Genomic DNA, 17571 nt, shown 5'->3' with positions numbered 1-17571 from the left:
ACCGTAGACAGGCGAAATTTTTCCGTCGAGACGCCGTCAGAATCCTGTGTCCCAGGGGCCTCAGTGGCCCCCGGCGGATGCGGCAGGATGCCTGGGAGCTTGTCGGGGAGGTGTCCGTGCTGGTCAGAGGTTTTCGTCAAGATCCCGGACATATTTATCGAATCTTTTTGTCGGATGGTTGACGTAAAAAACAGACGAACCTTAGGTTTCCAGCGTGTCAACGACCCCCAACGGCGTGCATGCCCTCGTGCGCCGCTCCCATGAGGAGCGGGTGTTGCGCGTGCTCCGTCAGAACGGCGCGCAGAGCCGTAACGAGATCGCGGCCCGGGTCGGCCTGTCACGCACCACGGTCTCCGAGATCACCAGTGATCTCCTCGGCCGCGGTGCCATCCGCGTCGTCGACACCGACGCCGTGGAGCGCGTGGGCAGCGGCCGGCCGGCCGAGCGGCTCGCGCTGGACCCGGCCTCCGGGCAGTACATGGGCGTCGACTTCGGCCACCGCCGCGTGAACGTCCTGGTGGCCGACGCCGCGCACGACATCATCGCGTCCGGGACCGCCCGCTACGAGGAGTCGGCACAGTGGCCCGAGCGTCTCGACGCCGGGCTCGCGCTGATCGACCGGCTGAGCGCCGAGACCGGCGTCCACTACGGGGCGCTCCAGGCGATCGCCATCGGCGTGCCGGGCTGGGGCGACCGATCGAGCGCCGACGGCGTGGCCGAGGTGTTCGCCACCCGCTTCCACGCCGGCGTGATCGTCGACAACAACGTGCGCTTCGCCGGGCTGGCCGAGGCCCTGCACGCCCAGTCCGACTCCGTACGCGACCTCATCTACCTGCGCCTGTCCGACGGCGTCGGCGGGGGTCTCGTGGTGGGCGGACAGCTCGTCAAGGGCTCCAACGGGTACGCGGGGGAGCTCGGCCATGTGACCGCCGTCCCCGGCGGCGCGCGGTGCCGCTGCGGCAAGAACGGGTGCGTGGAGACCGTCGCGTCGGTCCCGGCGATCCTCGGGCGGTGCCGCGAGCTCGGTGTGCCCGTGGACACGCTGGACGACCTGAAGGCCGCGGTGGAGATCGCCCACCCGACCGTGGACCAGGTGCTCCGCGAGGCGGGCATGGTGGTCGGCCGCGTGCTCGGCACGGCGGCCATGACACTCAATCCGGACGAGATCGTGCTCGGCGGCGAGATCATCCAGGTCGCTCCGGCCCTGCTGCGCCAGGTCGCGGACACCGTCACCTACGAGCTGTCATGGCGCGCCGACTCGGCGCCCGTGATCCGCCCCGCCCTGCTCTCGGACGACGGCGGGGCGCGCGGGGCCATCGCGGCCCTGTTCCACGAGTCCCCCCTGCTCGCCGGATACGAAGCGAACGTCACGACGGACGGAGGCCGATAGTGGCCGTGACCAGTGCGGGCGCCACGAGGGCCGACAACGCCCCCGCCCGGCCGCGCAAGAACCGGACCTTCCTGGTCCTCAACATCATCTCGATCGTGGCCGGAATCGCGATCTGGTGGGGGCTGTCCCTGGCCGGGCTCCAGTTCCCCACTCCGGCCGAGGTCGTCTCGGCCGCCTGGAAGATGATCCAGGACGGCACGCTCGCCACCGACGTCGGCGCCTCACTCGGGCGTGTGCTGGCCGGGTTCGCCCTCGGCTCGGTCGCGGCGGTGATCGTCGGCTTCGTCATGGGGTGGTACACGGTGGCCCGCGGCCTGTTCGAGCCGTGGATCCAGTTCTTCCGCACCATCCCGCCGCTGGCGATGCTGCCCCTGGTGCTCGTCCTGATGGGCATCGGGGAGAGCCCGAAGATCTTCGTCATCTTCCTCGCGGCGTTCCTGTCCTGCGTCATCTCCACCTACCAGGGCGTGGTGAACGTGGACAAGACGCTCATCAACGCCGCGCGGGTGCTCGGCGCGAGCGACGGGACCATCTTCGGCCGCGTGGTGGTGCCGGCCTCGACGCCGTTCATCCTCGTGGGCATGCGGGTCGGGCTCGGCTCGGCCTGGGGGACGCTGGTGGCCGCCGAACTCCTGGCCGCCCAGGCCGGGCTCGGTCACCGGATGCAGAGCGCGCAGCTCTACTACGACCTCCCGACGATCTTCGTCGGCATCATCGCGATCGGGGTCCTCGGCCTGATCATGGACCGGCTGCTCATGATCGCCGGCAACAAGCTGACGGCCTGGCAGGAGAACCGATGAGCACTCCCAAGATCTCCGTACGCGACGTCCAGAAGGTCTTCCCGGTGGGGAAGGAGCCGTTCGTCGCGCTCGGCGGCGTCTCGCTCGACATCGCCGACAACGAGTTCGTGACCGTGGTCGGCCCCTCCGGCTGCGGCAAGAGCACGCTGCTCAACATCCTCGCCGGGCTGGAGCAGCCCACCGGCGGCACCGCGCTGGTGGACGGCAAGCCCGTCACCGGCCCCGGCCCCGAGCGCGGCGTCATCTTCCAGCAGTACGCGTTGTTCCCGTGGCTGACCGTCCGCGAGAACGTCGAGTTCGGCATGCGCACCGCGAAGGTCCCCAAGGGGGAGCGGCGGGAGCGGGCCGAGCACTTCATCCGCCTGGTCGGCCTTGAGCAGTTCGCCGACGCGCTGCCCAAGACGCTGTCGGGCGGCATGAAGCAGCGGTGCGCCATCGCCCGCGCGTACGCGGTGAACCCGTCGATCCTGCTCATGGACGAGCCCTTCGGCGCCCTGGACGCGCTGACCCGGGTGCGGCTCCAGGAGCAGCTCCTGGAGACCTGGAGCAAGGAACGGCGGACGGTCATGTTCATCACCCACGACGTCGACGAGGCGGTGTTCCTCGCCAACCGGGTGGTCGTCATGGCCGCCAGGCCGGGCCGCATCGCCGAGATCATCGACGTCGACCTCCCCTACCCGCGCGACGAGGACATGAGGCTGAGCCCCGAGTTCGGGGCCCTGCGCAACCGCGTCTGGCACGCGGTGTACCACCAGCGGCAGATCAAGGAGCCCGCGAAATGAAGAAGACACTCCTGGCCGCCGCGGCGGTCGTCGTGGCACTGTCGGCGGCGGCCTGCGGATCGGACGACTCCGGTGCCGCGGGCGGCGCGGACGGCGGCACCACCCACGTGGACTTCGGCTACATCGCCGACTTCAACGGCGCGAGCCTGCTCGCCGTGGCCGACAAGCAGGGCCTGTGGAAGAAGCACGGCCTCGACGCCAAGGTCAGCGTGTTCACCAACGGCCCGCTGCAGATCCAGGCGCTGGGCACCGGCGACCTCGACTTCGGCTACATCGGCCCCGGCGCCATGTGGCTGCCCGCCTCCGGCAAGGCCAAGGTCGTCGCGCTGAACACGCTCGGCAACGCCGACCGCGTCATCGCCCAGGCCGGCATCACGTCCCTGGCGGGCCTGAAGGGCAAGACGATCGGCGTGCCCGAGGGCACCTCCGGCGACATGATCCTCACCCTCGCGCTGAAGAAGGCCGGGCTGACCAAGGACGACGTGAAGATCGTCCCGATGGACGCGTCCACCATCGTGTCGGCGTTCACCTCCAAGCAGATCGACGCGGCCGGCTTCTGGTATCCGGCCATCGCCACGATCAAGAAGAGCGTCCCCGACCTGGTCGAGCTGGCCAAGAACGAGGACTTCGCCGACACCGTGTCGTTCCCGACCGCGTTCGTCGCGGGCAACGACGTCGTCGCCAAGGAGAAGGACAAGACCGAGAAGGTCATCGGCGTGCTGCGCGACGCCATCCAGTACCGCAGCGAGCACCTCGACGAGACCGTGGCCGCGACCGCCGAGATGCTGAAGCTGCCGGCCGACCAGGTCAAGGCCGACGCCGCCAACTCGAAGGTGCTGTCGCTCTCCGACCTGGACGGCTACACCAAGGACGGGACGATCGAGAAGTGGCTGAGCGGGATGGGTGACTACTTCGTCGGCGCGGGCAAGCTGCCCTCGGCCGTGGACCCGAAGACGTACTACACCGGCGATCTGTTCACGGGCGCGGCCAAGTGAACGTCCTGTTCCTGATGACCGACCAGCACCGGGCCGACACCCTGGGGGCGTACGGCAACCGTCTCGCCGCGACCCCGGTGCTGGACGAGCTGGCCCGGACCGGGACACGGTTCGACCGCTGGTACACGCCCACCGCGATCTGCACCCCGGCGCGGGCGAGCCTGCTCACCGGGCAGGCGCCGTTCCGGCACAAGCTGCTCGCCAACCACGAGAGGAACGTCGGCTACATCGAGGACCTGCCCGACGACCAGTGGGCCTTCTCCACGGCCCTCCGGGACGCCGGGTACAACTGCGGGCTCATCGGCAAGTGGCACGTCGGGCACCACCGGCGGGCGGCCGACTTCGGGTTCGACGGGCCGGACCTGCCGGGGTGGCACAACCCGGTGGACCACCCCGACTACCTGGACTATCTCAAGGCCAACGACCTGCCGCCCTACGAGATCCACGACCGGATCCGCGGGACGCTGCCGAACGGCGGGCCGGGCAACCTGCTCGCCGCGCGGCTGCGCCAGCCGGTCGAGGCGACGTTCGAGCACTACCTCGCCACCCGGGCGATCGAGATGCTGGAGCGGTACGCCGCAGACCCGAAGCCGTTCTTCCTGCAGCTCAACTTCTTCGGCCCGCACCTGCCGTACATCGTGCCGGACGAGTACTTCGACATGTTCGACCCCGAGCTGGTCGAGCTGCCCAAGTCGATCGCCGAGACCTTCGCCGGCAAGCCGCCGGTGCAGGCCAACTACAGCGCGCACTGGACGTTCGACACCATGCCGCTGGAGGTGACGCGCAAGCTCATCGCGGTCTACTGGGGCTACGTCGCGCTCATCGACATGGAGATCGGCCGGGTCATGGACGCCATGCGGCGCCTCGGCCTGAACGACGACACGGCCGTGTTCTTCACCTGCGACCACGGCGAGTTCACCGGGGCCCACCGGCTGCACGACAAGGGCCCGGCGATGTACGAGGACATCTACCGCACGCCCGGCCTGCTGCGGATCCCCGGCCAGGAGCCCGGGGTCGTCCGTACGGAGTTCGTCAGCCTGCTGGACTGCACGGCGACCATCCTGGAGCTGGCCGGGATCGACCCCGCCCCCGCGGTCGACTCGCGCAGCCTCGTCCCGCTCGCCTCCACCCACGAGGTGCCGTGGGAGCAGGACATCGTCTGCGAGTTCCACGGGCACCACTTCCCGTACCCGCAGCGGATGATCAGGACGGACCGCTACAAGCTGGTCGTCAACCCCGACTCGACCAACGAGCTGTACGACCTGCTCACCGACCCGGACGAACTGCTCAACGTCTACGACCATCCCGAGATGGCGGAGGTGCGCGGACGGCTGATGCGGCGGCTCTACCAGGTGCTGCGCGACCGGGGCGACAACTTCTACCACTGGATGACCTCGATGTACGACGTCGGCGACGTCTCCTACGACCCCACCCTGAGCGGGCTGGACGAGGCGACCTACACGTGAGCAGGCGTCCCAACATCGTCATGATCCTGACCGACGACCACGCGTCGCACGCGGTCAGCGCGTACGGCTCGGTCGTCAACCGGACGCCGCGGATCGACGAGATCGCGGACCTCGGCGTCCGGTTCGACAACTGCTTCGCCACCAACGCGCTGTGCTCGCCGAGCCGGGCCAGCATCCTGACCGGGACCTACTCGCACGTGAACGGCGTCTCGACGCTGGTCACGCCGATCGACGCGGCGCAGCCGACGTTCGTGAGCCAGTTGAAGGCGGCCGGATATCGCACCGCGATCGTCGGCAAGTGGCACATGGGGGACGGCCCGGGGCACAACCCCCAGGGGTTCGACTACTGGGACGTGCTGATCGAGCAGGGGGAGTACTTCGATCCGTCGTTCCTGTCGGAGGAGGGCCTGCGCACCGTCCCCGGCTACGCCACCGACCTCATCACGGACATGGCGCTGAGCTGGGCCGACTCGCTCGACGGCGACGATCCCTACTGCCTGCTGATCTACCACAAGGCGCCGCACCGCCCGTGGGAGCCGGACGACAAGCACGCGGGGATGTACACCGACCCCATCCCGGTGCCCGCGACGTTCGACGACGACTACGCGACGCGCTCGTCGTCGGCCCGGCGGGCCGCCATGCGGATCGCCGAGCACCTCAACGCCGAGGACCTCAAGCAGGACCCGCCTGAGGGGCTGTCGTACGAGGAACTGGCGCTGTGGAAGTACCAGCGCTACATGGAGGACTACCTGGCCGTCGTCGCGTCGGTGGACGACAACGTCGGCCGGGTGGTCGACTGGCTGCGCGAGCGCGGCGACCTCGACGACACGCTGCTGATGTACTGCTCCGACCAGGGCTTCTTCCTTGGCGACCACGGATGGTTCGACAAGCGGTTCATGTACGAGGAGTCGCTGCGGATGCCGCTCGTGCTGAGCTATCCGCGGCGCATCCCGGGCGGCCGGGTGCACACCGGGATCGTCACGAACGTCGACTTCGCGCAGACCGTGCTGGACGCGGCCGGGGTGGCGCACCACCCCCGGATGCAGGGCCGCAGCTTCCTCGCCGACCTGACCGGCGAGCCGGGCCCGCCGCCCGCGGAGGGCATGTACTACCGCTACTGGGAGCACGACGACGTCTTCCACAAGGCGCCGGCCCACTACGGCTACCGTACGTCCCGCTACAAGATCATTTATTTCTACAACGACGGCATGGGCATCCCCGGCACGGGCGCGTTCACCTACCCGGGCGAGTGGGAGCTGTACGACCTGGAGGCCGACCCGGAGGAACTGCGCAACGTCTACGACGACCCGGCCTACCGCGAGGTCCGCGAGGAGATGAAGATCCGCATGTGGCACGCGCAGGCGGCCCTCGGCGACGAGCCGCACCCGAGCCAGCCGGTGCCGGAAGGAATCTGACCATGTCGGGGAGCTGCTGCACGCCCGCCACGCCGGGACAGCCCCGTGAGCCGGTTCGTTTCACCGCGGGGGGCCGGCACGGGATCGAGCAGGCGCGCCTGCCCGGCGGCGAGTTCCGGATGGGCGACGCCACCGGCGACGGCAACCCCGGCGACGGCGAGGGGCCTGTGCACGCGGTCACCGTGGCGCCGTTCTCGATCGACGCCACGACGGTGACGGTCGCGGACTTCGCCGTCTTCGCCGAGGCGACCGGTTACCGCACCGAGGCGGAGGAGTACGGCTTCTCCGCCGTCTTCCACCTGGCGATGCGCGCCCACCCCGACGACGTGATGGGGCCCGTGCCCGGCACCCCCTGGTGGGTGGGCGTGCGCGGCGCCGACTGGCGCCACCCCGCCGGGCGGCTGTCGCAGGCCGAGCCCGACCACCCGGTGGTCCACGTGAGCTGGAACGACGCGATGGCGTACTGCTCGTGGGCGGGCCGGCGGCTGCCCACAGAGGCCGAGTGGGAGTACGCCTCCCGGGGCGGCCTCGACGGCGCCCGCTACCCCTGGGGAGACGACCTGCACGGTGACCTTTCCGGCGACGAGTGGCGGGTCAACATCTGGCAGGGCGTCTTCCCCACGGAGAACACCCTGGACGACGGTTACCTCACGACCGCCCCGGTTCGTACGTTCGCGCCCAACGCGTACGGGCTGTGGCAGACGGTGGGGAACGTCTGGGAGTGGTGCGCGGACTGGTACGCGCCCGACTACTACGTCTACTCGCCCTCGGACAACCCGCGCGGTCCGCTGCGCGGCAGGGCCCGGGTGCTGCGCGGCGGCTCGTTCCTGTGCCACGACTCCTACTGCAACCGCTACCGCAACTCGGCACGGTCGTCGAACACCCCCGACTCCTCCATGGCCAACGCCGGATTCCGCACCGTGGCCCTGTGATCAGGAGTTCGTGAATCTTTCAGCGCCGCCCCGGCGGCCGGGCAGGTCGAAACGGTGCCCTCCGGCGCTCCCTGGCCGCCCTTGATCAGCGATGCGATAGTGCGGGTGCCGCTCACCCTGTGGGCGTCTATCCCGGGAGGATCGCATGCGTACGGTACGGGCTCTACTCGTCTCCGCCGTCCTGGCCGCCGGCCTGGTGTCCGTCGCGACGGCGCCGGCACACGCGGACAGCATCCGGTACGCCTACTACTACCAGTCGGACTGTTACAACGGCGGCAACCTCGGCATCCAATGGGGTTGGTGGACCTCCTTCCGCTGCGAATGGGGAACCGGCGGCGGCAACTTCTGGTTCCTCTACGCCTGACGCTTCGACCGGACGCCCCGCACCCCCGAGTGCGGGGCGTCCAGCGGCTCATGGCAGGGTCGCGAGGAAGGGCTTGACGGTCCTGGAGAAGCTCCAGTTGTTCGCGGCGTCCCAGTTGATCGACCAGGTCATCGCGCCCCGGATGTCGGGGTAGGCCTGCGAGGGGACGAACGACCCGCAGTTGGTGCGCCGCGCCAGGCAGTTCAGGGCGTTGGTGACCGTGCCGGGGGAGACGACGCCGCCGCCGGCCGCGCCGGGACCGGCCGGCAGGCCGAGCGCGACCTGGTCGGGACGCAGGCCGTTCTGCAGCTGGATGCAGGCCAGCGCGGTCATGAAGTCCACCGACCCCTGGCTGTAGACCTTCTGGTCGCAGCCGAGCATCGCGCCGGAGTTGTAGTACTGCATGTTGACGACGGTGAGGATGTCCTTGACGCTCAGCGCGAGCTTGAAGTACTCCATGCCGGTCGACTGCATGTCGATGGTCTGCGGGGCCATCATGATGATCAGTCCGGAGCCTGCCTTCGCCCGCAGCTCGCGCAGCGCCTGGGCCATGTAGGTGGCGTTGAGGCCGTTCTCCAGGTCGATGTCGACGCCGTCGAACCCGTAGGTCTGCATGATCGAGTAGACCGAGTTCGCGAAGGCCGTGGCCGCGCCGGAACTCGCCACCTGCACGTGGCCCGCCTCGCCGCCGACGCTGAGGATGACCTTCTGACCGCGCTGCCTGAGCGCCTGCACGTCGGCCTTGAACTGGGCCTCGGTGTATCCGCCGAGGGCGGTGGACAGGCCGGAGTCGAGGGCGAACGTCACCTGGCCCGGCGTGGTGGTCGCCTCTCCGAACGCGATCGCGACCACGTCGTAGTCCTGCGGCACCTGTGACAGCTTGAGCTCGACGGCGGGGTTGACGAAGTTGTGCCAGTAGCCGGTGAGGATGTGCTTGGGCAGCCCACCGCCGGAGGAGCATCCGGTGGTCGTGCCGGTGACGGCGGCGCTCGCCGCCGACTCGCCCGCGGAGTTGTACGCCCTGACGGTGTAGGTGTGGGTGGTGCAGGCGCCGAGCGACCCGATCGTCGCGGTGGTGCCGGTGACCTGGGCCCGCTGGGTCGTGCCCTCGTAGACGCGGTAGCCGGTGACGGTGCCGCTTGAGGCGGCCCACGACAGCGAGATCGACGTGTCGGTGCCGCCGGTCACCGTGGGGGCGCCCGGCTGCCCCGGCGTGCCGGTGCCCGCGCCGGTCGTGGCCGAGACGGCGGCGCTCGCCGCCGACACGTTGCCCGCCGCGTCCCGTGCCCTGACCGTGTAGCTGTACGTGGTGCCCGAGGCCAGGCCGCCGTCGGTGTACGTCGTCCCCGTCACGGTGGTGACGAGCTGCGAGCCGCGGTAGACCTGGTAGCCGGTCACGCCGACGTCGTCGGTGGAGGCGTTCCACGCGAGCGACACGCTGCTCGACGTGGTGCCCGTCACCCGCAGTCCGGCCGGGACTGACGGGGCCGTGGTGTCGCCGCTACTGGTGCCGACCGCCTTCCACAGCGCCGGGACGTTGGGCGGCTCCCATCCCGGCAGCGACGTGTGCCCCTGGATGCACTCGTAGTCGGTGCCGTTGTAGGTCACCCGCGTCCCTGTGGCGTAAGAGGTGTAGGGCGCCCAGGCCGCGTACGCGAGCACCGCGCTGGACGCCGCCGACGCGGGGGCGGGGCCGGCCCCGACCCCTGCCAGACAGAGGCCCAGCGTGAGTAACAACGCGCTGAGCAGCCGTTTCTTCATCAATGCCGTCCTTCCGGGGTGCCGATCGGCGTCCGCGAGGAGGCGTCGGGTGACACGACGGCCGGTCGCGTGGCCTTCCCTTTCTTAGGAAAGTTTCCTAATAGTTTTGGCGCGAGCGTAGCCCCGGAAGGACGGCCGTACAAGACCCGAATCGCCGCCCTCGCCAGGAAGGGCGGCCAAAGTGATAGGCGCAACTTTGATAGTTGCGCCTATCACTGGTGGAGCGTGAAACCCTCGGTCTACTTGCCGAAACCGGCGGTCAGGCCGCTGAGCAGCTGACGGCGGCCGACCGTGTAGAGGATCAGCATGGGCAGGATGGTCAGCACGACGGAGGCCAGCACGGCGGGCACGTTCACGCCGTACGGTCCGCCCTGGAACGCCGCGAGCGCGAGCGGAAGCGTGCGCTTGTCGGGGCTCTGGGTGAGGATCAGCGGCAGCAGGAACCCGTTCCAGACCTGCAGCGCGTTGTAGATCGACACCGTCACCACGGCCGGTCGCGTGAGCGGGAAGGTCAGGCCCCACAGAGTCTTCCACTCGGTGGCGCCGTCCATCCGCATCGACTCGAACAGTTCCTTCGGCACGTCCCTGATGAAGTTGGCCAGCACCAGCACCGACAGCGGGATCGCGAAGGCGACCGACGGCAGGATCAGCGCCGTCAGCGAGTCGTAGAGGTGCAGCTTGATGATCAGCAGGTAGACCGGGATGACCGTCGCCTGCAGCGGGATGGCCAGGCCCATGAGGAACAGCGAGTTCACCCCGCGGAGGAAGCGGCTGGCGCCTCCGCTCCGGACGATCGCGTACGCCGCCATGAACGCGAACAGGACCGACGGGATCACCGTGCCGATGGCGACGAGGAGGCTGTTCAGGAAGTACAGCGGGAAGTCCAGGTCGAGCACGAGCCGGTAGTTGTCCAGCGTCGGATCGCTGGGCGGCACCAGCGGGTTGGTGACGTAGTAGTTGGACTGCGTCTTGAAGCTGGTGATCACGATCCAGTAGATCGGGATGATCACCACCGCCAGCCACAGCCAGCCCATCAGCCCGGCCAGCCAGTTGGGGCGCTGGGAGGTCGTTTTCGGCCGGCGGCGTCCGTGCGCCCCCGGCGCCGCGGTGCGCTGGGCCGCCCTCGATGTGTGGGTCGCGGTCACGGTCAGGCCCCTTCCAGCTGGCTGGTGTTGGGGTTGCGGCCGCCCAGCCGGCGCAGCAGCAGCGCCAGGGCGAGACCCACGAGAACGAGGATGACGCCGATCACGCAGGCCTGTCCCATGAGGTTGGCCTGGATGCCGCGCTTGTACATGTCGAGGGCGAGCGCGCGGGTGGCGTCGCCGGGACCGCCCTCGGTCAGCACGAAGATCAGGTCGAAGAAGGTCAGGGAGCCGACGACCATCAGCGTCGAGGACGTGATGGCGGTGTACTTGAGCTGCGGCAACGTGATGTTGAAGAACATGCGGACCCGCCCCGCGCCGTCCAGCTCCGCGGCCTCGTAGAGCGACCGCGGGATCTGCCGTACGCCGCCCTGGTAGAGCAGCGCGTGGAACGGGATGAACTGCCAGGAGACGATGAAGATCACGACGCCCATGGCGAGGCCGGGCTCGCCGAGCCAGTCCTGGTTGAGCAGGTCGATGTGCAGCCCCGCGCCGAGCCCGAAGTTCGGGTCGAGCAGCGCCTTGAAGGTGATCGCGATGGCCGCCGAGCTGAGCAGCAGCGGGATGAAGTACAGCACCGCGAGCAGTTCGCGGTAGCGCTGACGGCCCGCGAGGAACACGCCGATCAGGATGCTGGCCGGTGTCTGGACCGCCCAGGAGAGCGCCGTGATCAGGAACGTCACCCACAGCGCGTGGGGCAGGCCGGGGTCGCTGAGCACGGCCCGCCAGCTCTCGAACCCGGTCAGCTTGATCTCGCCCAGCGTGTCCCAGGACGTGAAGCTGAGCAGCAGGACCCCGATCAGCGGAATCAGCGCGAAGGCGGCGAAGAACACCAGCGCCGGCGTGGCCAGCCACGGCAGGACGCCGCCGCCGCGCGCCTTGGGCGCGACGGCGGACGACGTCCTTCTTGCGTTGATAGCGGACATGCTCACTTGCCGATGACCGCGTTCATGTTCGTGGCGAACTGCTGCGGCGAGATCGACAGCTGGAACAGCTTGGCGATGTTGTCCAGCAGCACCTCGGCCGCGGTCGGGCTGAGCGCCTGGTCCCACGACTGGGCGAACACCTTGGCGTTGCTGGAGACGCCGTAGATGAAGTTCAGGAACTCGGCGTCCTTGGAGCCGGCGAACAGCTTGTCGGAGCCCTTGACGATCGGCACGCCACCGGTGCCGACCCAGTCCTTCTGCTCCTGGTCGTCGAGGACGCCGGTGGCGAAGAACTTCTTGGCGATCTCCTTCTGCTCGGGCGTCGCCTTGGAGGAGATCGACAGGTACTGGCCGGGGTTGCCGACGGTGTTGGTCGGGTCGCCCTTGCCGCCGTCGACCCCCGGGAAGTTCATCCAGCCGAGGCCGCCGCTGGGGACGATGTCGCCGCCCTGCGCCTGCTGGATGCCGTACGACCAGCTGCCGTGCAGCATCATCGCGGCCTTGCCGGTGTACAGCAGCGCCTGGTCGGCGTTGGAGTCGGCGGTGACCGAGGAGAAGCCCTTGATGAACGCGTTGGCCTTGATGAGCTCCTGCATCTTGGTCAGGGCCTCGATGGAGGCGGGGTTGTTCCAGGCGTCCTTCTCGCCGTCGAAGACGGCCTGGAACACCTCGGGGCCGCCGATGCGGTCGAAGAGGAACTCCAGCCACATCATGTTCGTCCAGCGCGACTGGCCGGCCAGGGAGAACGGCGCGATTCCCGCCGCGTTGAACTTCTTCACCAGGTCGAGGATGTCGCCGTAGGACTGCGGCGGCTGGGCCCCGACCTTCTCGAAGACCTTCTTGTTGTAGAACAGGACGATCGGCTGCACGGTCTCGCACGGCATCGCGTAGATCTTGCCGTCGATCGTTGCGGCGCCGAACGCGCCGGGGAACAGCCGGTCCTTCACGGCGGCGTTCTCGCCGAACCACGAGGTGAGGTCCTCGACCTGGCCGGCCTGCACGTAGCTGCGCAGACCGCCGCCGCCCCAGCCCCAGATGATGGTGGGCGCCTGGTTCGCGCCGATCGCCGTCTTGATCTTCGTCTTGTACGCGTCGTTCTGGATCGTGGTGATCGCGATCTGGCCGCTGGGGTTGGCCTTGTTGAACCGCTCTACGGACGCGGTGCGGGGGGCCTCACCGGGAGGGCCCTGGAGGAACCAGTAGGTGGCCTTGCCCCCGCCGCCACCGCTGCCCCCGGCGGCGCCGCCACCCGTGCCTCCGCCGGACGGGGCGGGGCCGGACGTGCCGCAGGCCGCCAACGCGGCACCGAGGGGGAGGCCCATGGAGAGGGTGAGGAAGGTGCGGCGGGATGATGTCCTGGACTCCACGCTGATCTCCGTACGTCGAACGCCGAGGCTGGCCGCGGCTCGTTGAAAAGTACTCGGACGCGGCGGGGGCGACGTGGATCGGCACCCCGGTGCCACTGTCCACTCCTTCTTGAAGTCAGCTCGTTTCGAAATATTTCGACACAAGCCGCGTGGCACGCCAATCTAGATTTGCGATACCTGACTGTCAAGAGCGCTCTCACGAGCTCTCCAGGTCCACGTGAGGCGTGTGTAAAGTACCGACGAACAGGCGTCACACCAGGTGATCATGGTCGGCCGAAATATCGACGACAGAACTGCCCTTGACGCCGAAATGTTTCGAAACCTTTTTGAGGAGAGCAGATGACGGCCCCAGATCGGACGCACGCGGCGGACGGGACGCTCCGGGCGTGGCAGGACCCTGCACTCCCCGTGGCCGACCGGGTCGAGGCCCTCCTCGCCGAGATGACCCTTGAGGAGAAGGTCGGCCAGCTCGGCAGCCGGTGGATCGGCAACGACATGCAGGCCCCCGAGGAGATTGAGCCCGACAACGCGCACAACGTGGCCCCCATGCAGGACGTGTTCGCCGCCTCGGGGACGGTGCCCATCGAGGAGGCCGTACGCCATGGGCTCGGCCACCTGACGCGGGTGTTCGGCAGTGCTCCGGTGACGGCGGTGGAGGGCGCCGCGGAGGTGGTGCGGCTCCAGCGCGAGGTGGTGAAGCACTCCCGGCTCGGCATCCCGGCCCTGGTCCACGAGGAGTGCCTGACCGGTTTCACCACCTACGGCGCGACCGTCTACCCGGCGGCCATCGCCTGGGGCGCGACCTTCGACCCCGAGCTGGTGGAGCGGATGGCCGCCGCCATCGGCGGGGACATGCGGGCCGTGGGCGCCCACCAGGGACTGTCGCCGGTGCTGGACGTGGTGCGCGACTACCGCTGGGGCCGGGTCGAGGAGACCCTGGGCGAGGACCCGTACCTGGTTGCGACGCTCGGCGCGGCCTACGTGCGCGGCCTGGAGAAGGCCGGGGTCATCGCCACGCTGAAGCACTTCGCCGGATACTCCGCCTCGCGGGCGGCCCGCAACCACGGCCCGGTCCCCATGGGCCGCCGCGAGCTGATGGACATGATCCTGCCGACGTTCGAGACCGCCATCGCCGAGGGCGGCGCGCGCTCGGTCATGAACTCCTACTCCGACGTGGACGGCGTGCCCGCCGCCGCCGACCCGTGGCTGCTGACCGAGGTGCTGCGCGACGAGTGGGGGTTCACCGGCACCGTCGTGTCGGACTACTGGGCGATCGCGTTCCTCGCGAAGATGCACCAGGTCGCCGCGGACCACGAAGAGGCCGGGGTGCTCGCGCTGACCGCGGGCATCGACGTCGAGCTGCCCGACACGCTCGGCTTCGGCCGGCACCTGGTCGAGCGGGTGCGGCGGGGCGAGCTGCCCGAGGAACTGGTGGACCGGGCCGCGCGCCGCCTGCTCACCCAGAAGGTGCAGCTCGGGCTGCTCGACCCGGACTGGACGCCGGAGGGGTCGGTGGCCGGCGCGGACACCGTGGACCTCGACTCGCCGGCGAACCGGGCACTGGCCCGGGAGCTGGCCGAGCGGTCGATCGTGCTGCTCGACGCGGGCGACGCGCTGCCGCTGCTCGGGGAGGGGCGCCAGGGGCCGCGCCGGGTGGCCGTGGTCGGGCCCTGCGCCGACGACCCGCGCACGTTCATGGGCTGCTACGCCTTCCCCAACCACGTGCTGCCCCGCCACCCGAACCTCGGGCTCGGCGTGGAGGCGCCCAGCCTGCTCGACGCGCTGCGGGCCGAGCTGCCGGACGCCGAGATCGTCCACGAGCGGGGCTGCGACTGGCGGGACGAGGACCGGTCCGGCTTCGCCGCCGCGCTCACGGCCGCCCGCGAGTCCGACCTGTGCGTGGCCGTCGTCGGCGACCTCGCCGGGCTGTTCGGGCAGGGCACCTCGGGCGAGGGCTGCGACGCCGAGGACCTGCGGCTGCCGGGGGCGCAGGAGGACCTGCTGGTCGAGCTGGCCGCCACCGGGACGCCGGTCGTGGTGGTCGTGGTGTCGGGCCGGCCGTACGCGCTGGGGCGGGTGCGCGAAGGGGCCGCCGCGCTCGTCCAGGCGTTCATGCCGGGCGAGGAGGGCGGGGCGGCCATCGCGGGCGTCCTGTCCGGCCGGGTGCAGCCCAGCGGGAAGCTGCCGGTGCAGATCCCGCGGACCCCGGGCGGGCAGCCGGGCACCTACCTGCAGCCGCCGCTGGGCTCAGACAGCCACGGGATCAGCAACCTCGACCCGACACCGCTGTTCCCGTTCGGCTACGGCGCGTCCTACACGGCGTTCGAGGTCGGCGACCTGGAGATCAGCGACTCCGAGGTCTCCACCGACGGGGAGTTCACCGTGTCGGTGGGCGTGCGCAACACCGGCGGCCGGGCGGGCGAGGAGGTCGTCCAGCTCTACCTGCACGACGTGCTGGCGCAGGTGACCAGGCCGATGCGGCAGCTCGCCGGGTTCGCCCGGGTGCGGCTCGAGCCCGGCGAGAGCGCGCGGGCGACCTTCACCGTGCACGCGGACAGGACCGCCTTCACCGGCCGCGACCTGCGGCGGATCGTCGAGCCCGGGGACATCGACGTCTTCGTGGGCACCTCCGCGTCCGACCTGCCGTGCCGGGGCCGCGTACGGCTGACCGGCCCGCTGCGCCACGTCGGCCACGACCGGCGGCTGGTCACTCCCGTGGAGGTACGACCGGCGGCGGGCCCCGATCAGGGAGGAACAGATGCCGCCCAGTCGTAGGCGGGCCACTCTCGCCACGGTCGCGGCCTCGGCGGGGGTGTCGGTCGCGACCGTGTCGAAGGTGCTCAACGGCCGCAGCGACGTCGCGCCGGAGACCCGTTCCCTGGTGCTGTCGCTGCTGGAGCAGCACGACTATGTCGCGCCGCCGCAGCGCCGGGGTGAGGCGGCGCCCGACACGATCGAGGTGGAGTTCGACGCCGACCTCAACGCGTACTCCACCGAGATCGTCCAGGGCGCGGTGCAGGCCGGCGCCGATCTCGACGTGGCCGTGGTGGTGAGCATCCGGCGCAACGCCGACCGCACGGGAGGGTGGGCGCGCGACCTGGTCGCGGCCGGGCGGCGGGCGTTGGTCGCCGTCACCGGCGAGCTGACCGCCGGACAGCTCAGCGCCCTGGCCCGGGCACGGCTGCCCCTGGTCGTGATCGACCCGCTCAACCTGCCGAGGGCCCGCGTGACCAGCGTCGGCTCGACGAACTTCGCCGGTGGCATGGCCGCGACGGAGCACCTGCTCGCGCTCGGCCACCGGCGCGTCGCCTACCTCGGCGGCCCGGCCACCGCGGCCTGCAACCAGGCGCGGCTGCACGGCTACCGTGCCGCCATGGAGGCCGGAGAGGCTCCCGTCCTGCCCGGCTACGTGCGGACCGGGCACTTCCACTACCACGACGGCATGGCGGGCGGAGCGGCCCTGCTCGACCTGCCCGAGGCGCCCACCGCGATCTTCGCGGGCTGCGACGACATCGCGCTGGGCGTGCTGGAGGCGGCCAGGGCGCGGGGGCTGCGCGTGCCCGAGGACCTCAGCATCGTGGGCTTCGACGACACGCAGATCGCCCGGATGGCCTCGCCGCCCCTGACCACCGTGCGGCAGCCGCTGCGGGAGATGGGCGCCGTCGCGGTGCGTACGGCGCTGCGCCTGGCGGCCGGGGAGCAGGTCGAGTCCCACCATGTCGAACTCGCGACGGAACTCGTGGTGCGCGGCTCGACCGCACCGGCGCACACTGGATGGTGAGGACTGGGGTAGCAATAGACGCAATGCAATAGACGCAATGCAATAGACGCGTGCAACAGTCGCGTGAAAGTTGGTGGTCTCGATGACCGTCCAAGCAAAGGCACTCATCACGCTCCTGCCCTCCGATCAGGGCGGCCTGCCGCACGAACTTCCCTTCCGCACGCAGTCGCTGGTGATCTGCGCCTGCGCCGGGGAGGAGGGCAGCCGGTTCAGCCGGCCGTTCCAGGTGGCGATCACCGCGGACGACGAGGAGCCGCTGACCCCCGGTGACTGGCTGCACGTGGTGACCATCGCGACCACCGACGACGACGCGATCGAGTATCTGCGCCCTGGGGAGCGTTTCCGCCTGTGGTGCGGCCACGACGTCGGCAGCGGGATCGTCTCCCGCCGCCTGATCTGACCGTACGGCCGATCCTCACCGCGGCCGTGTCCCATTGGAGCGGGCCGCGC

General features: G+C 69.9%; 15 protein-coding genes. 11 read left to right on the top strand and 4 right to left on the bottom strand.

All coding sequences use genetic code 11. The features are described 5' to 3' along the window. Nucleotides 1–214 precede the first annotated feature (214 nt). The 8 genes from FLW16_RS36835 (at nucleotide 215) to FLW16_RS36800 (ending at nucleotide 8144) form a co-directional block, all read left to right on the top strand. On the top strand, nucleotides 215–1390 hold the full coding sequence (locus FLW16_RS36835; protein WP_221891465.1) for an ROK family transcriptional regulator: 1176 nt from the start codon (nucleotides 215–217) through the stop codon (nucleotides 1388–1390). Beyond that, nucleotides 1390–2190, top strand: a complete 801-nt coding sequence (locus FLW16_RS36830) for an ABC transporter permease (RefSeq protein ID WP_205825849.1) — start codon at nucleotides 1390–1392, stop codon at nucleotides 2188–2190. The genes FLW16_RS36835 and FLW16_RS36830 overlap by 1 nt, the downstream gene beginning before the upstream one ends. Then, nucleotides 2187–2972, top strand: a complete 786-nt coding sequence (locus tag FLW16_RS36825) for an ABC transporter ATP-binding protein (protein ID WP_142565381.1) — start codon at nucleotides 2187–2189, stop codon at nucleotides 2970–2972. Before FLW16_RS36830 ends, FLW16_RS36825 begins: the two co-directional genes overlap by 4 nt. Continuing rightward, nucleotides 2969–3967 carry an aliphatic sulfonate ABC transporter substrate-binding protein gene (locus tag FLW16_RS36820; RefSeq protein WP_142565379.1) on the top strand — a complete coding sequence of 333 codons (999 nt, stop codon included), beginning with the start codon at nucleotides 2969–2971 and terminating at the stop codon, nucleotides 3965–3967. The genes FLW16_RS36825 and FLW16_RS36820 overlap by 4 nt, the downstream gene beginning before the upstream one ends. Beyond that, nucleotides 3964–5433 carry a sulfatase-like hydrolase/transferase gene (locus FLW16_RS36815; RefSeq protein WP_260615994.1) on the top strand — a complete coding sequence of 490 codons (1470 nt, stop codon included), beginning with the start codon at nucleotides 3964–3966 and terminating at the stop codon, nucleotides 5431–5433. The genes FLW16_RS36820 and FLW16_RS36815 overlap by 4 nt, the downstream gene beginning before the upstream one ends. Next, nucleotides 5430–6848, top strand: a complete 1419-nt coding sequence (locus tag FLW16_RS36810; RefSeq protein ID WP_221891464.1) for a sulfatase — start codon at nucleotides 5430–5432, stop codon at nucleotides 6846–6848. Before FLW16_RS36815 ends, FLW16_RS36810 begins: the two co-directional genes overlap by 4 nt. A gap of 2 nt (nucleotides 6849–6850) precedes the next feature. Next, nucleotides 6851–7780: a formylglycine-generating enzyme family protein gene (locus FLW16_RS36805; RefSeq protein WP_142565378.1), complete on the top strand. Its 930-nt coding sequence runs from the start codon at nucleotides 6851–6853 to the stop codon at nucleotides 7778–7780. A 145-nt stretch (nucleotides 7781–7925) separates the two neighbouring features. Next, nucleotides 7926–8144 (top strand): hypothetical protein, encoded by a 219-nt coding sequence (locus FLW16_RS36800; RefSeq protein WP_142565376.1) that lies wholly within the window; start codon nucleotides 7926–7928, stop codon nucleotides 8142–8144. Nucleotides 8145–8192: 48 nt separating this feature from the next. Here the strand turns inward: FLW16_RS36800 and FLW16_RS36795 are convergent, their stop codons facing one another. The 4 genes from FLW16_RS36795 to FLW16_RS36780 all read right to left on the bottom strand — a co-directional run bounded on the left by FLW16_RS36795 (nucleotide 8193) and on the right by FLW16_RS36780 (nucleotide 13340). After that, nucleotides 8193–9905, bottom strand: a complete 1713-nt coding sequence (locus FLW16_RS36795) for a fibronectin type III domain-containing protein (protein WP_142565374.1) — start codon at nucleotides 9903–9905, stop codon at nucleotides 8193–8195. Between the two features lie 239 nt (nucleotides 9906–10144). Then, the gene (locus FLW16_RS36790; protein WP_396686943.1) at nucleotides 10145–11050 is read right to left on the bottom strand and encodes a carbohydrate ABC transporter permease; all 906 of its coding nucleotides are present in this window, start codon (nucleotides 11048–11050) and stop codon (nucleotides 10145–10147) included. A gap of 2 nt (nucleotides 11051–11052) precedes the next feature. After that, nucleotides 11053–11973 carry a carbohydrate ABC transporter permease gene (locus tag FLW16_RS36785; RefSeq protein WP_142565454.1) on the bottom strand — a complete coding sequence of 307 codons (921 nt, stop codon included), beginning with the start codon at nucleotides 11971–11973 and terminating at the stop codon, nucleotides 11053–11055. A 2-nt stretch (nucleotides 11974–11975) separates the two neighbouring features. Then, nucleotides 11976–13340: an extracellular solute-binding protein gene (locus FLW16_RS36780; protein WP_260615992.1), complete on the bottom strand. Its 1365-nt coding sequence runs from the start codon at nucleotides 13338–13340 to the stop codon at nucleotides 11976–11978. Between the two features lie 339 nt (nucleotides 13341–13679). On the opposite strand from FLW16_RS36780, the gene FLW16_RS36775 reads away from it, so the two are divergent. The 3 genes from FLW16_RS36775 to FLW16_RS36765 all read left to right on the top strand — a co-directional run bounded on the left by FLW16_RS36775 (nucleotide 13680) and on the right by FLW16_RS36765 (nucleotide 17521). Beyond that, the gene (locus FLW16_RS36775) at nucleotides 13680–16115 is read left to right on the top strand and encodes a glycoside hydrolase family 3 N-terminal domain-containing protein (RefSeq protein WP_142565372.1); all 2436 of its coding nucleotides are present in this window, start codon (nucleotides 13680–13682) and stop codon (nucleotides 16113–16115) included. After that, complete coding sequence (locus FLW16_RS36770; protein WP_142565370.1) at nucleotides 16099–17121, top strand: LacI family DNA-binding transcriptional regulator; 1023 nt, start codon at nucleotides 16099–16101, stop codon at nucleotides 17119–17121. Before FLW16_RS36775 ends, FLW16_RS36770 begins: the two co-directional genes overlap by 17 nt. Before the next feature lie 82 nt (nucleotides 17122–17203). Continuing rightward, nucleotides 17204–17521, top strand: coding sequence for a hypothetical protein (locus FLW16_RS36765; protein ID WP_142565368.1), 318 nt, complete (start codon nucleotides 17204–17206; stop codon nucleotides 17519–17521). The last annotated feature ends 50 nt before the right edge of the window (nucleotides 17522–17571 follow it).

The sequence above is a fragment of the Microbispora sp. KK1-11 genome (assembly GCF_006874435.1).
In the GTDB taxonomy this organism is placed as follows: Bacteria; Actinomycetota; Actinomycetes; order Streptosporangiales; family Streptosporangiaceae; genus Microbispora; species Microbispora catharanthi.
This window is presented reverse-complemented; position numbering and strand designations above follow the sequence as displayed.